This is a genomic window from Paenibacillus sp. Soil766, assembly GCF_001428105.1.
GTDB lineage: Bacteria > Bacillota > Bacilli > Paenibacillales > NBRC-103111 > Paenibacillus_E.
Genome location: NZ_LMSJ01000012.1, coordinates 223,051 through 240,190 on the forward strand (window position 1 = coordinate 223,051; position 17,140 = coordinate 240,190).

Consider the following 17,140-nt stretch of genomic DNA (forward strand, 5'->3'; position numbering starts at 1 on the left):
TTATCGCCTGCAAAGTCGGATAGAAATTTGAAGGTTGGCATAGATTATTTTATTTTTCCCTAGCATGTAAGCGCTTATAATTAAGAGGGAAAAACAAAATAGAAATGAGGTCGATATTAATGAATAAGCTGATCTTCAGGACGCTCAGTATAGCACTCACCTTAATGATGTTGCTGTCCGGCGTTCCCGTTTTTCATGCAAGTGCCGCCACGCAGGCGGTATATGACTTAAACATATCAGATGTTGATCAACAAACAGTCAAGGGCTGGGGGATTTTCCCATCATGGAATCGTGCAGACTGGAACCGGGATTTCATGGGTAAAACGGGGGCTCATCAAGCGCTGTTCAACGACTTGGGCGCCACGATGTTTAGAGTTTTACTCCCAACGGTCTCCGGCGATGGAGACGGCAACTTGATTGATGCCAAGATGCAAGAAGTTTATAATCTTATCCATGTTGCTGAAGATAGAGGGATGCATGATTACATGATATCAGTATGGTCCCCTCCCGTCGGAATGAAAACGCATCCAACCGTCAATGGCTGGACAGGATCAGAGCACGTTAGGCTTCGACCTGAGAAAGAAAATGCATATACAGATTACCTTGTAAAAGCCATTCAATGGCTTGTGGCTCATGGAGCGAGTGCGCCTAAAGTACTTAGCTTCCAAAATGAGCCTCTATCGCAAATTATTAGCGAATGGTGTTATTGGGGAGGAGATAACGGTACCCAATATCAACGTGTCGCCAAGCAGCTGCGTTCCAAGCTGGATGCTGCCGGATTAACGGAAGTACAATTACTGGGTCCTGAGGGTGCGGCTTATTATGAGAATGAGCTGCTTCTCGGTCAAAATTTTTCTGCACTTAGCAATGACACAGAGCTGTATAATGCCATTGGCGGGTTGGCTTCACATAGTTATTTCGCCAAAGGATATGACAACAATGACTCGTATAAGGCTTATAAGCAAGTTGTGAGTTTATTCCCAGAGAAGGACAAATGGCAAACAGAATACAGCACATTGATCGCCGGTGTATCGGAGATGGATATGGCAATTAATGCCGCACGGCGACTAACCAGCGATATGGCGTTAATTCAAAATAATTACTGGTTCTGGTGGCTAGGCTGGGCAAATGGCAGGCATCCGAGCGATGTCGGTGAGGTGCTGCTAGACGGTGACGGAGTTACCGTTACCAAATCAAAGGCGTTCTATGTGCTAAGCCATATTTTCAACAACGTTTCTGTTGGGTCCAAAGTTAGAAGGATCAGCGCAGACCCTGCCTCCGGACTTGTTACTACGGATGCGGTATGGATGGATGCAGTCGCGTTCGTCGATGGAACCAAAACTGTTGCGCTCCTTGTCAACTCAACAGATCAGGCCAAAACGGTAAATGTGAATGGATTAACGGGAACGACGGCGAACGTTAGTCAACTGACTTCGAGCATCCCATTGGGAGCAGATATGACGCTTGCCGCATCGAGGAATATTCAAGGAGGTACAGCCTCTGATATCAATCTGCCAGCGAAGAGCGTGTCTGTAATCGTGACATCCGATACGGATACGGCGCCACCTCATGTTACGTTTGATCAATTGGGCAGCTCATCTACGAGCGATGCCGGATATGCAGTGAGAGATTCGCAATTTACGATTTCCGGCCATCTAGATGAGGCGGGAACGCTGCAAATTAACGGGCAATCGGTAACTGTCGCAAGTGATCTTAGTTTCAGTTCAACGGTAACACTTCAGCTAGGTAATAATACAATTTCGGCTGTTGCAACGGACACATTAGGTAATCAGGGGGACCCTGTTCCACTGTTTATTCGATACAATCCGGCTTATTTAGGCGTGACACTGGACCAAAGCAACCTGAATTATGTGAGGCAAAGTGCCTATACGGTTTCGGGCAGAACAAATGGCAGTGGTACAGTGAAAATTAAGCAAGAGGCCGGTGGACAGACGGTGTCAGAAGCTACCTATCAGGTTGGCGCTCCTGAGGTACCAGTAGATCATCCGGCTGGCGAATTAATTCGGAAAGTTTTTGACGATAACTATGTCTCCTCTGTCTACAATTTGACCGAAGCAAATGGCGGCTTCAGCACGCTTAGCACAGGTTCGCAGGCCGTTAGAGATAGCACCACAGTTTTAGTGCCTGCAGAAGGCAGTACTTCGTTGAGATTAAAGATGCAGAATGTATTTTCACGTATAGGTTTTACTTTCACCGATGCTTCGAGCCATGCTGTGTTGGAGGATTATTCATCATCTCATCATTCAGCAGGACTTCAGTTCTGGGTTTACACCAAGTCCAAAGAAAACAGCTTCTCTGCCGTTTTGGAATCGGTGAATAATGGAACTGTTGTGGAAGCTCGTGTACCGTTGACGAACTATCTCGCTGCAAGCGATTACGGGAATAAATGGGTGCAGGTGACAATTCCGTTTAACGATTTCGATGCCGCCGTGCATTATGATGCAGTTGGAGCGATAAGCAATTTACCGATTATGTGGAACACCATTAAGGGTGTTGGATTTTCAAAGGATGCAACAGCTAATTTGTACTCACCCAATGTAGATGATGTCAAAATCGTATATACCGGGGGTTCAGACTCTGGTTTAGATTCAGAATCAGGCTCTAGCTCTGACTCGGGTTCACCTTCAACGTTGAATTTCAGCACAGAATTGAATTTGCAAGTAGGTGATAACACAGTTACTGCCTCGGCATATAACATTTTGAATCAACAAGCAGTGCCAGCGACGATTCATGTCATTTACGACCCTAACGCGCCGGTATTGACTGTGCCGACCGATGGAGCAACGGCAGGAACGAGTTATGTATTGAATGGTAGTGTCAATGAGGATGCGGTAATTACAGTAAATGGTATACCAACGACCCTGAAGCCTGACCATACATTTACTTCTGTTGTACGTGTCAACAAAGGTTCGAATTCGATAACGGTTATTGCCACAGATGCTGCAGGCAATTCTTCACAGGCAGTTGTAAATGTGGTATCTAATCCGGTAGATGATGGCGCATTAACGCCAGGTGTAACTGCAGCAAAGCCCGCGTTGTCCGCCCCAGCTATTGATGGAGATTTAACGGAGAATGGCTGGACCGTCAACAACAGAGTTGAAAAAATGCTTACAGGAACTTCCGACAACAATCTTACATTTGGAACGATGTGGGATGCGCAAAATCTCTATGTTGCGGTCAAGGTGCTGGATGCTAATTTGAAGAACGACTCTGGTTCAACAACAACGTATCAGGATGATTCTGTTGAAATTTATATCGACGGCGATAACAGTAGAAGTGGTGTTTATGGAACAGATGATCACCAGATCACCTTGGGCTGGCATGATGCTGCGCTCTCCGTGGGTGGAAACATAACCGGTATTCAATTCGCGCAGAAAGATATCGCTGGCGGGTTTACTGTAGAAATGTCCATTCCTTGGAGCGGAATTGGCATTCAACCTCCGACAGCCAATTCTGTTATAGGCTTCGACGTCGCCTATAACGACGATGACGGTAACAATGGCGGAAATCGTGAAAGTCAATTAATGTGGCGAGGGAATGGGGATAACTGGCGCAGCACAGTCGCTTTCGGAAGCCTGATCTTGAACGATGGCAAGAATGTGGCAGTGGCCCTTGAACCTTCAGGCACCTTAACGGTGGATGGGGCGCTTGATGAGCCGTACTGGGCGCTTAGAAGCAATGTAACCAAGCGTATTACAGGTACATCGAATAATAGTGTCAGCTTCGGAACGCTCAGCGATACGCAGAATTTGTACGTGGGAGTCAGGGTGCTTGACGCAGACTTGAAGAAGGATTCTACTCAACCTTACCAAGATGACTCGGTTGAAATCTATCTGGATGCCGACCATAATCAAGGCGCAACCTATGATGCGAAGGATCATCAGATCACATTGCGCTGGCATGACGGCGTAATGAGCATGATTGGTGCCATGGGCAACGTTCAATTTGCGCAAAAGGATATAAATGGCGGATTTTCAGTTGAATTGGCTATTCCATGGGCAAGTCTTGGAATTACGCCTGCTCGCGACATTACGCTTGGGCTGGATATCGGGAACAATGACGATGATGGGCAAAACAGTGGAAACCGTGAAAATCAGTTGATGTGGAATGGAACCGCTGATAACTGGCGGAATACATCCGCGTTCGGAAATTTATTGATCCACAACTTAAGCTTAGCATTGCCAGTTAACTCCGAGCCTGAACCAGAAGGATTGTTGGAGTTTACCGACAATGCCGCTGACCTGACCAAGCTTTACGCGAAGTCGGCTCATATTGTTAATTCTCCTGGGCATCCTGAAAACTTTGCAGACGACGCTGGTAGAATGACGCACAATGTCGACAATCCGACAGATCCTGAATATGTCGTCTATAAATCACCAGTAAGAGATATCTATTCTTTTGACATTACGACAGGTTTGTTCTCGAATGTGCCGCAATTTTCCTTTTATGGCTCTGCAGATGGTGTAAATTTCACGAAAATTACGGCTGGATCCAAACTCATTGGAGGTGCAAACGGCTACTCCGTATTCAGCAACACAGCTAGAGATTTGCCGGCAGGAACCAAGTATTTGAAGATCGTATTCCCTGGATTGGAGAATTGGAAGGAACAGTTTATGGGTATATCTTTCAAATATTATGGTGAGGTCACCCCTCCACCAGTCGGCCCAAGTGCACAGTTCACGGATGACGCCATTGATTTAAGCCAGTTATTTGATAAAACCTCCCATATCAGGAACGTGGTTGGTGGAACATTGGGTAATTATGCTGGAGACGGTAACCGATTTATCCACAACAATGACGACCTTATGGAGCCGGAATATGTGACCTACAAGTCTCCGGATGGCGACATACGTTCTTTCGACATTAATGTCACCAATTGGACCGGATTACCTGCTTCCGTCAGCTTCGCCGTGTATGGTTCGACGGATGGAACTAGCTTCACGCAGCTTCCTGCTGCTCAGACGCAGCTCAGCACTTCAGGCGGCTATAATACGCTAAGCGTTAAGCTGGACAGTATGGCAAGCGGGAACAAGTATTTGAGGGTTGTATTCCCTTATGGGAACCTTGCAAACGACAACTGGACCAGTACGATCAATAAGGTGACGTTCACTTATGGCGTAACTGAGCCAGTTGAGATTGGACCCGTATCCGCAACGGCAACATTGACAGGACAGCCAACCGTTGCTGCCGGTCAACCTTATGATCTTACTTTCGGTCTTACCAATGTTGAAGGCTTCATTGTAGCTGAGGATTTGAAAGTAACCTACGACCCTGCCGTATTTGATTTAGTTTCGGTGGATGACTTGAAGGATGGGTATTTAGTTGTAGGTCAGTCCTTGAATGAGGGGGTTGTACATCTTATCTTAGCGAGCCCTGAAGTGGAGGATGCCGTGAAGAGTGACGGAGATTTGCTGAAATTGAGCTTTATAGTGAAGTCGACAGCACAAGCTGGAGCTTCCTCGTTCTCGATTACGGGCAACACCATTACCAACATTAGCGGCTTCGTATCACAGGTTCAGGAAATAACACAAAACGTACAAATAACAGTTGTTGATAAATTTGCTTTGATAGCTGCAATCCAGGGCGCACAAAGTCTTTATAGTTCATCTGTTGAAGGAGTGGACGAAGGTCAATACCCGATCGGTTCTAAGGTCATACTGCAGGCAGCAATTGATGCAGCGCAAGCTGTCATGGACAATACTTCAGCTACTCAACTGGAAGTCGATCAAGCAGTAAGCACCTTGCAAGGCGCAGCATTAACCTTCACAGAGTCGATCATTGCATTCCCACCCTTTGATATTAATAAAAGTGGAGCTTTTGACATCGGGGACTTAGGCAGTTTGATTGGATTCTTTGGTAAAACATCAACAGATGTCAACTGGAGCAATATCCAGCGAGCAGACCTGAATGATGATTTAGTGATCGACATCTTAGATTTGGCCATATTGGCAAGTGAATTGTTGAATTAACATGCTCTGACTGGGGGGAAGGCGTAGCCTTCCTCCTATCATTCATCGGATGGAGGCATAATGAATTGAATCGAAAAAAGCACTGGATCGTACTAACGATGATTATATTATTGACTATGCTTCCACAAGCGGTGCTTGCAAAGTCAGATCCAAGATTCTCAATATCGGGTACCGAGGAACATCGAGCAATTGGCCAGGAATTTGAAGTATATATTCATGGAGAGAACCTAAGCGATCTGTATGCCTATGAGTTCACCATTTTATTTAATCCGAACTTATGGAAAGTCAAGAGAGCAAGAGCGGACATAATGGGATATTTCCAAAAGTCACATGAAGAATTGCAGAGTGAAGGCATCTTTCAATTTGCTTTTACGAAGACGGGGCATAAGGATGGGGAAAATGGAGACTTGCTCTTGGGTACATTAGCTTTCGAAGCTACAAATAGCGGGAACAGTACGTTCGAATTCGCAAGGATTGAGATGGTAGACTCTCATTTTGTGAAGTCGATAGCAGCGCCGAAGACAAGCATCTCGGTTGCGATTGACAGTGGGCAAGGAACAGGCGACACCAGCAACCACCCGGATAACGCGGATAAACCGGATAAACCAGATAAACCAGATAAACCAGATAAACCAGATAAACCAGATAAACCAGATAAACCAGATAAACCAGATAAACCCGAACCAGTCGATATCGTATTGGATACTCCGGTTTTGGTTAATCAACTAACGAAAACCGCATCATCTTCCATTGATTCGGATACATGGCATAAAGCGTTAAGCCAAATTCCATTGGCAAATAAAAATAAAATCAATGTTCACTTGAAGCTTGAGGAAGCAGAAGAAACAAATACCTATGAGATGAAGCTGCCTGTTGCTGCCTTATCCACTCCGAAGGATAATATCAACGTTATTATTAATACCCCGCTGGCAACAGTTTCCGCACCGAGCGGCATGTTCAAGAATGGTGCTTTGTCCGGCGACAATATCGGGATTCGCATTGGGAAAGTCGATGTTAGCAAGCTGGACCCTGCTGCACAACAGCGAATCGGCAAACATCCGATCATCGATCTGGCTGTCGTTTCGGATGATAAAACAGTAGCATGGAGCAACCCGAAGGCGCCTGTTACAATCAGCATGGATTACTCACCAACAGAAGAGGAGCTGAAAGATCCGGAACACATTGTCGTATGGTACGTGGATGGACAGGGGAAGGTGACGCCAGTCCCAAGCGGCAAATATGATCAAACAACCCATAAAGTAAATTTTACGACAACCCACTTCAGCACCTATGCTCTCACTTATGTTATCCGTACCTTCGCAGATATGACTGGTATAGAATGGGCACAGCATCCGATTGAAGTATTGGCAGCAAAGGGAATCGTCAATGGTGCTTCTGACGAGCATTTCCAACCAATGAGCCAAGTAAGCAGGGCGGATTTCTTATTGCTTCTTTTACGCACACTTGGCCTAGAGGGTGAAGCAGGTGAGAGATTTGCAGATGTGTCAGAGGGAGCGTATTATGACGATGCATTACGCAGTGCACGCGGGCTAGGAATTGTGGAGGGAATCGAGGGCAATGAATATCATCCCAATGAGCCAATCACACGTGAGGACATGGCTGTACTTACAGTGAGGGCATTGAAAGCTGCTGAGAAAATGCCAGTTGTTCAAAGCGAAGCAACGCTCCAGGATTACGTAGATACAGCGCTGATCGCTAATTATGCACGAAACAATGTTGAAGAGCTTGTGAAGTCCGGACTTATTACAGGATATGCCCAAGGCATTCATCCGAAAGAGAACACAACCCGAGTGCAAGCAGCCGTATTAATGTATAGGATCTACAATAATTAACCAATTAGTAAAGTATAGAGAAGGCTGTTGCTTCCTTGAGGAGACTGACAGCCTTTTTTCGTTTAACATTCATTTTAGCTGGCAAATACGATCCCCACAGATATAAAGAGGAATAACTTGCTGGGTAGTTCAAAAATACATCTATACATGAGAACATATATTCTGTATTATTATATGAGATTAGAATTTCTTACAGTAGATACCCAAATTGTTATCTACCTCAGAGGTAGAAAATGGTTTAATTTGTTTTTGGGGCATGTGAAAGTGCATATTCTAATGTATTTTATAGCGCAACCAAAAAGATAGAGAACTATTCAAAATAGTTTTCAGGAGAAGGAGTGAAATTCATATGAAGCAATATAATACGCGGGCTATCATGGCATCGCTGCTCATTTGCGGCTTTGTGGGCATGTTCAGCGAGACGGCACTCAACATAGCTATTAGTAATTTAATGGACGTGTTTCAGATTTCGGCCGCTACTGCCCAATGGTTAACGACAGGCTTTTTGCTAACTCTCGGTATACTAATGCCGATGACAGGTTTACTGTTGCAATGGTTGACAACTAGACAGCTTTTCATTGTTTCGCTTGCAAGTTCAATTGTTGGGACATTGATTGCAGCGCTTGCTCTTAAATTCGAAATGCTGATGGTCGCTCGCGTTCTTCAGGCAGCCGGCATGGGCTTATTAATTCCGCTGATGTTTAATACAATTCTCGTCGTTTACCCTCCGGAGCAGCGCGGGGCAGCGATGGGCTTCGTTGGCCTAGTTATCATGTTCGCACCGGCGACTGGCCCTACTGTGGCGGGTCTTTTAATCGAATATTTAACATGGCATTATATTTTCTGGTTGTCTCTTCCATTTTTAGTCATAGGGCTTTTGATAGGATTGAAATACCTGGACAACGTCACCGAGGTCACGAGACCGCGCATTGATCCATTGTCCATTATATTGTCAACAATAGGCTTCGGCGGTGTCGTATTTGGCTTCAGTAAGGCAGGCGAAGGGGAGGGAGGCTGGACTAGTGTAGTTGTGCTCACCTCGATCGTCATAGGCCTCATTGCGCTTGTATTGTTCACATTGCGTCAGATGTTAATGCGCGAGCCGATGTTAAACTTGCGCGTCTTCAAGTACCCTATGTTTATCGTGGGGCTGCTTCTTGTGCTGTCGTGTATGATGATCATCTTATCGAGTATGATTATCTTGCCAATGTATCTCCAGAACGGGATGAAACTATCTGCGTTCACTACCGGTCTCATGATGCTGCCAGGCAGCGCGTTAAACGGTATCTTGTCGCCGCGTATGGGACGCTTGTTCGATAAGTATGGGCCTAAGTGGCTCGTAATCCCTGGACTCTTCCTCGTAGCGGTGATATTGTGGTTTTTCTCCAGTATTTCTGTTGCATCTTCTGTCGCGTTTATCGTAGCTTTGCATATTGGTCTCATGATTGGTATCTCTATGGTATGGATGCCGGCGCAAACGAATGGACTAAACCAACTGCCGCCGGAACTTTACCCGCACGGAACTGCAGTCATGAACACGCTGCAACAGGTTGCGGGTGCGATCGGTACGGCAATAGCAATTAGCATCCTTACAAGTGGCATGGAGAAGTATTTGATCAAATCTTCAGTGCCGAGTGAACCGGTTGAGATGGCTAATGCCATGATGTTCGGTTCCCAAAATGTGTTTGTTTTCGCGATGACTGTAACACTCATTGGGCTAGCTGTTGCGTTCTTTATCCGCCGCGTCAACATTAAGCATGCGCCGATGAATTCGATGCACTGATTTTTCTTTTAGGTGGACTGGATTTTCTAAAAAAAGCATAAGGAGGAGCTGGCTTAGTCGCGGCTCCTTTTTTGCTCATAGTGAAAAGAGGTTAATAGATGCAGGTTATTTTACGTAAAAGTAAAGCAACAGATGAAAATGACATCGTAAAGATTATATTGGCTTGCCATTGGGGGAAGTCACCAGTAGCAGATCATGAAATGCTTGCGCTTCGTTGGATTAGGCAGTTTCTGGTGACAGAGCCGCAAAACTGTTATGTTCTCGAGCATCCTACTTCCACCAAGGTTGTAGGGTATATCACTTGTGCTTCTGATACGAATGCATACGAGAATGAATTTGAGAAAACATATCTTCCAAAGTTAAAAGAACGTTTTGAAGTGCTCACCAAACAATCCTTTGAGTACCTAGAGGAGAATCGCAGACTTTTATTCTTCAGACGCAATCTGGATATAGGATTGGATGTCACCGATTATCCTGCACATTTACACATAAATATACTACCTGAATATCAGCGTTCTGGTTATGGAGGACTGCTTTTATCTGCATATGAAGAAAACCTTCGTTCGCGAGGTGTACATGGATATCATTTAGCCACTGGGGCTAATAATACGAAGGGCATCTTGTTTTACAATAAACATTCACTTGAATTACTTCACACGGTGTATAAAGATGGGAAACCAATTACGTCTATATTGGGGAAAAGTTTGGATAGTTAGTGTCTAGGTTCTGGATAATCGACCTAGATGTATGTGAATAAGATACGAATATGAACCCGGGCAGCTTAGCAGGCAAGCCCGGGTTTGTTTTGTCTGAAAGTTAGAAAACCTAAATTCACTTCGCCATGAAAAAAGCTAGTCTGTATTTTTGTAGTTTTTTCATTGAAATTTAGAGTTTTTGGGGAAACCGTTTACATTACAATGAATGGGTAGCATTTAAAAACAACCTGAGGGGGAGAAAGAGATGGTGAAATTCCCGAGAAGTCTGATGCTCGCTTGAAAGATGAAAGCGGCAACAAAGATAACTCGACCAACAAAGGAAATTCGAACGTTGATGGATCGGTTCAAATCATAAAATCATATAAAGGGGATACAGATATATGGTTAAAAGAATGTTATTGCTCTTTCTCATACTAACCTTCATAATTACGCCATTTGGAGGAACGCGCGCGACTGCCACCGAGTTGGTTATGCCGAACATGCTAGCCTGGTATAAGCTCGATACGCCGAATGCGGAAGACTCTTCTGGCAATGGTCAACATGCTGTGGGTACGAGTGGAACATGGATTGCGGATTCCGGCGTTTATGGAGGCGCACTCTCCTTTAACGGAGAAAATGATATTGTGAAATTGAATGAATCAGGATCGGGTACGACTTTCCTTAAGGATTCGTTCACCGAGCATTCAGCCTCTCTCTGGTTCAAGGCGAATGATACCGTAAAAAGGCAAGTTCTGTACGAACGCGGCGGGGATACAGCGGGATTTGCCATTCAAATAGCTGACAACAAGTTGGAAGCGGCTGTTGCAAATACAAATCTCATGCAAAAGCTTTCAACAGATTTTACAGACACGAATGCTTGGCATCAGGTGCATGTATCCTTTGATAAGGGGCAATTCAAGCTATATCTGGATGGTGTGCTTGTCGATTCGTTGACTGCTCCCTATCCGCAGGTGTCTAGCGCGCTTAATGCAGGGGCAATCGGTGCGAGAAATGCCGTCGATGCGTTCGGCGGCAAAGGAGGGGGCGCATGGTTCAATGGAATGATTGACGATGTTCGTCTCTATAGCGTCGCAACTACGCCGGTGATTCATGCAACGGGAGTAAGTTTGAATAAGAGCAAATTAACGCTTGGTGTTCATTCTACCTATGAGCTGTCGGCTGCATTGGAACCATTATTCACAACAAACAGAAATTTGATGTGGACCTCGAGCGATCATGCAGTAGTGAGTATTTCATCAGTTAATGGGGATAAAGCAGTGATAGAAGCGATGTCATCTGGGAACGCAACCATAACTGTAACTTCAGAGGACGGTAATTTCACAGCTACTTGTGACATAACCGTGATACCATCTATTGTAGCCCTTGGCGATGAAGGACTAGTTGCCTGGTATAAGCTGGATAGTGCATATAAGAATAATGAAGATGTCCAGTTCGCCAAGGATTCTAGCGGGTACGACAATGATTCTGTAAAAGCAATTGGAACTTATGTCGGGAATGGTTTGGTGAATGGAGCGTTCTCTTTTAACGGAACGGACAACATCATTCAGCTTAATAAGGTGGGCTCTGATTTCATGATAGGTGATTCTTCGACATTTTCGCAATTTACGGCGGGGCTTTGGTTCAAAGCGAATGTTACGGATCATCCCCAACAGGTATTATTCGAGCGTGGTGGCGATACAGCAGGACTTGCCATTCAATTGAACGCAAATAAGCTTGAAGCGGCTGTCGTCAATGGGAAAGAAAGACATACACTTTCAACTAATTTTACGGATACAGCTGCCTGGCATCATGTCACGGTATCCTTCGACAATGGGTTGTTTAAGCTTTATCTGGATGGATCGCTTGTTCAGTCTGATACTGCGACATACCTAACAATCGGAGCTTCGCCTAATCAAGCGGCAATTGGCGCTCGATTTGCAGTCGATGCTTTCGGCGGCAAAGGAGGGGGCGCATGGTTCAATGGGATGATCGATGATGTGAAGCTTTATTCGGCAGCAGTATCGCCAATCGTGGGTCCAGTTGCTGTTAGCGGAGTCAGCCTGAATAAAGGGAACGAAACGCTGGCGGTTGGAGATGTACTTGAGCTTCAGGCAATCATTGCGCCAAGCTATGCTACGAACAAGACTATTCTATGGTCCTCGAGTGACGAAGCTGTTGCGACTGTTACATCGAATGTCTACCCGGGTGCTGCCGTAGAAGCAGTCGGGGAAGGAATTGCAACGATCACGGCGCAGACAGAGGACGGCAACTACATAGCGTCCTGTGTCATTACCGTCGAGCAATCGGCAGTGGAGAGGATCTCACTGGATGAAACCAATCTCAGCTTGAAGGTGAATGACACGCATACGTTAACAGGAGTCATCACGCCTTCCTATGCATCTAATCAAAATGTTGTCTGGACAACGAGTAACCCCGAGGTAGTGACGGTGGATGGAACGGGACACATCATAGCTCTGCAGGTAGGAACTGCTGTTATTACGGTTACGACGGAAGATGGAGGCTTTACGGCATCCAGCACAGTAACTGTAGAGCCCATCCATGTTACAGGTGTTAACATGAATCATTCCAGCATAACCTTATCTCCCGGGATGAAGAAGCTGCTTATAGCGGCTGTCGAACCGGCCGAGGCGACGAATCAGAAAGTGATCTGGTCCTCGAGTAATAAAGCGGTCGCGACTGTGGATGAGCAAGGCAGGGTGACTGCGATCGCGCCAGGTGTAGCAAGCATGAGTGCCATGACAGAGGATGGCGGCTTTATCGCAACTTGTGAAGTAACGGTCAATTTGTTTGCTATCAAGGAAGTAGGGAATTTAATGACCGTAGATTCGGGTCCTAATCAGGGGCAGAAAATGACCGTATATGATGGGACCATCGAACAATATAATGGCTATTATTATTTGATGGGCACTGGAACGAACGGCAATGTGTACCGATCGAAGGATATGGTTCATTGGGAAAGTCCGTATGAACTGATCTCAGACGACCCCGCAACCTTGCCGCCCGCGTCAAGTGCGGACCCGTTATATAGTCGGTATGGAGCTTCAGACCTGTTGTTCCATAATGGCGTCATGTTCTACGCATTTAATGGGACGGCGCTGATCAACGGCGATCCAAGTACGATGAACGATACGCCAGACTTTCAACACAGCTTCTGGGACACTAGATTCGATCTGGGGATCGATCCGCAAATGTTCGTTGGAGCCAACGGAGATCTCATCTATCTTCGCAAAGTTAACCCGGATGAGCCTGATCCGAATACAGGCGCTGACAAACCGAAGAGAGCGGGCGCCTGGGTATGGAAAGTACAATCTTTCTTCAACGAGATGGGCAATCCGGGAAGAAGTCCTGCGACAGAGACGGTTCATACGCAGCCGGGCCATTGGGGGAACATGAATTTCTACAATTTCGAAGGACCAGAGTTGGCTTACCACAACGGCGAATATTACATGCTATATGTAGGGAACCAATTCTATCCGGAGACAGGTCTGTATGAAACGGGCGTTGCTCAAGCAACCAACTATGACGAAATTACGAATGTAGACAAATATCCAGGCAAGCTGCTTGCTCGCAATGTAGAGCAGCTCATACTGAAATATAACGTGCTGCTTCCAACAGCAGAGCATGGTTCACAGCCATACGCCTATACCTTCTCGCAACCTGAATCGGGCTGGGCAGCTTCTGGTTATGATGATTCAACGTGGAAAACCGGCGAAGGCGGATTCGGCTGGCCAGAAGTTAACAGGACGAAAATTCCAAGCGTATACAACAACAGCGAGACGGATAATAGTAAAATTTGGGGCAACCCGAGCGGTCCTTCTACAATGTGGGCGAGAAGAACAATTGAGCTTAATCAAGTGCCAGAAAAAACGGCATTGCGTTACCGCTTGGAAGGCTACGGAAAAGTCTACGTGAATGGTCAAGAGTTGGTATCCTTCGGTGGTCAGCAACGTGCTTACATCATGACCGAAGTTCCAAGCGCAATGCTTCATGTTGGGACGAATGTCATTTCCATAGAAATCAGCCGTCTCGGCGGACCAGATCTGACGGCGTATCATTTGGATTTCGGGCTTTATGATACGAAGGGAAGCGCGATTGAGCCGGATATTGTAGGACCGTCTCAGCCAAATGTAATCAAAGGGCCGAATGGATTTGAAACCTGGATTACGTATAAAGCCTTCTGGAACAATGATAATGGTCAAGGCAAGGATCGCCTCTACTTCTGGGACCAAGAAATGGTTGCCGATGGTCCGACATCTGAGGCTACACCAGGCTTGCATCCCGACGCTTGGGCGCCAACCTTCCAAGATCGTTTTGACACAGCGGACAGTCTGAGTCAGTATAGTGGCTTGCAGTCTGATGTGACATTCGATGAAACATCGCTTCGCATTCAAGCACCGAGCGAAACAAGAGAGCTTTTGATTAAAGATGCGGCCCTAGGAAATTTCTTCTTCGAATCGAATATTCGCTTTGACGATAATGATTTTGGTGATAAGGGGCAAGCCGGGATTACCGTTTGGCATAAGGATGAGGATAACGATGTGAAGGTTATGATTGACCGAAATGATCATCAACTCCTTATTCCATACCGCATAAATGGCGTACTGAACACATTAAGCTACGAGTTGCCCGCTACATTCCAGTTCCATCATGACGATGCAAGAACGGCAGATTACGGCGAACAGTTCCATACGCTGAAAATATACAAGAATGGATCGAAGGTATTCGCTCAGCTAGATCACTATACCCTGAATGATGACAAACCGGTTCTGGAGCTAGATGCTATTGCTTCGCAGGGGGAAATCGGATTGGTTAGTGATGGATCTAACATAAGAATTGACAATGTGACCGTAACAGAAGGATGGAGCGAATATGGCTCATATTTCAATGGTTGGGATGCAGATTGGACGACTTCAGAGAAGGGCTTGCAGTCACCGGTTGGTGGGGAAGCTATCACGGTAAAAGGCGATCCGCTGCTTGAGAATGAGATGTCCGTTAATATCCATTCAGATCATTTGCCGGATTCGGGTAAATCAGGCGTGGTACTTACGTATAAAGATGCGCAAAACTATGTGATAGCATCTACCAATTATGAAACACATAACTATGAGCTTTCGAGCGTCGTTAACGGCGTGAGCACAATCATAGCAACAGCGCCTACGGCAAGAGAGACGATATATGGGCATTCGAATTACGAAGGTACGAAACAGAGTGAATATGAATACAAATTGCGAGGTGAATCAGAGATCTCTATGGCTAAGATGCTATGGTTCTCTGGACCGTTCGATTATCTTAACCAGAACTTTGAGCTGCCGGACGCAAGCTCGTCGAATTTCGGATTCGACAGTTGGTCAGATGGCTGGGTGAATGAACAATTCTCTTATGAAGATAAGGGGAAGGGAGCTTACAGCATTGCTGATTTCTCCGAGCGTGTCACAACGGATAAACTGCGACTTAGAGTTCCGTCTGACAATAACAGACCTTTCTCTTTCGTTGTTCGAGAAGAGATAAGCGCACAGAACTTTTATAAAACTGTTCGTTCTAAAGGACGCCTATATGTATGGGTCAACAATGAGCTGATCTTCAATGAAGCGGACCCGTTTGCCGGCCAGCCTGCGCAAATGGGACTGTATACGGACGAAGTTCAGGCGACCTATAACTCCTTTACTGGATTTGATGTTTCGGGCCAATTCATGGAAGTGGGCACGCAACCTGGTGAAGAAGGTTCGGGCGATGATGGGAATAACGATCCTTCTGACGGCAGTGGTCAGCATGATTCGGGGATAGGAAATGAGCATTCACAGGGCAATGTGGATGGGGAAAATGGCATTAAGAATGAAACGAAGCAAATGGATCTTAATCCGTTAGAAGAAGGACATCTGGAACTTAAGGGGCATCTGAAATTGATAGTTCCTGCTGGAGCGGTTGGTTCGAAGAGCTCGATAACCGTTGCAATCGCAGGTGAAAATGAAAGCCCTCCGAATGGCGTCCAGCAGCAGCTCAGCTCAACTTATGTGTTGAACGACACGAGCGGCAATCGTTTCAGTAAGAAGCTGGAGCTAACGCTTGCATTCGATAGTAAGCAATTGAAAGAAGGTCAGCAGCCTGCTGTCTATTATTACAATGAAACGCAGAAGAAATGGATTTATGTTGGAGGCAGTATGAATCCAGATGGAACTATTAGTGTCGCTATCAATCACTTTACGAAATTTGCAGTTTTTGCCTATAACGACGTGAAATTGAAGGATGAAAGCCAACCTTGGGCAACGGAAAGCATCAATCGTCTTAAAGGGATGAATGCCATTTCTGGCTTTCCAGACGGCAACTTTCACGGAAGGGACAGTCTAACGCGTGCTCAGTTTGCCAAACTTCTTGTATCTGCGCTCGGTTTGGAGCTTTCCGAAACCAAGACGAATTTTGCCGATAACCAGGTTATCCCTGAATGGGCGAAGTCCTTTGTGCAAACTGCGGCAGAGATGGGCATTATAACGGGTGTGGGCAGTGAAGGCAATGCACGTTTCGAAGGCGATCGATCGATAACGCGCGCTGAGATGGCGGTTATGATCGGAAGAGTACTAGAAAAGTTTAATGCTGTAAAACTGGAAGAAAACACTGATTTGACCTCATTCCAAGATGCCTATCAGATTCCTAACTGGGCGTTAGAGGGGATGAAGCGGGTTGTGTCCGCAAGTATCATGTTAGGCTATGAAGATCGTACATTACGGCATGAAGATGTTGTAACAAGAGAAGAAGCTGCTGTCATGGTTTGCAGATTGTTAGAGCTATTGTATCTATAACGAC

Annotated in this window: 5 protein-coding genes; all 5 read left to right on the forward strand. The window is 45.8% G+C overall.

Going from position 1 to position 17,140, the window contains the following annotated elements:
* Window positions 1–119: 119 nt before the first annotated feature.
* On the forward strand, window positions 120–5,990 hold the full coding sequence (locus ASG89_RS10380; protein ID WP_057310506.1) for a sugar-binding protein: 5,871 nt from the start codon (window positions 120–122) through the stop codon (window positions 5,988–5,990).
* A 65-nt stretch (window positions 5,991–6,055) separates the two neighbouring features.
* Window positions 6,056–7,843 carry an S-layer homology domain-containing protein gene (locus ASG89_RS10385; RefSeq protein ID WP_057310507.1) on the forward strand — a complete coding sequence of 596 codons (1,788 nt, stop codon included), beginning with the start codon at window positions 6,056–6,058 and terminating at the stop codon, window positions 7,841–7,843.
* A 349-nt stretch (window positions 7,844–8,192) separates the two neighbouring features.
* On the forward strand, window positions 8,193–9,626 hold the full coding sequence (locus ASG89_RS10390; protein ID WP_057310508.1) for a DHA2 family efflux MFS transporter permease subunit: 1,434 nt from the start codon (window positions 8,193–8,195) through the stop codon (window positions 9,624–9,626).
* A 98-nt stretch (window positions 9,627–9,724) separates the two neighbouring features.
* Window positions 9,725–10,342, forward strand: coding sequence for a GNAT family N-acetyltransferase (locus tag ASG89_RS10395; RefSeq protein WP_057310509.1), 618 nt, complete (start codon window positions 9,725–9,727; stop codon window positions 10,340–10,342).
* A 380-nt stretch (window positions 10,343–10,722) separates the two neighbouring features.
* Entirely contained in the window at window positions 10,723–17,136 is a 6,414-nt protein-coding gene (locus ASG89_RS10400) for an Ig-like domain-containing protein (protein ID WP_057310510.1), read from the forward strand.
* The last annotated feature ends 4 nt before the right edge of the window (window positions 17,137–17,140 follow it).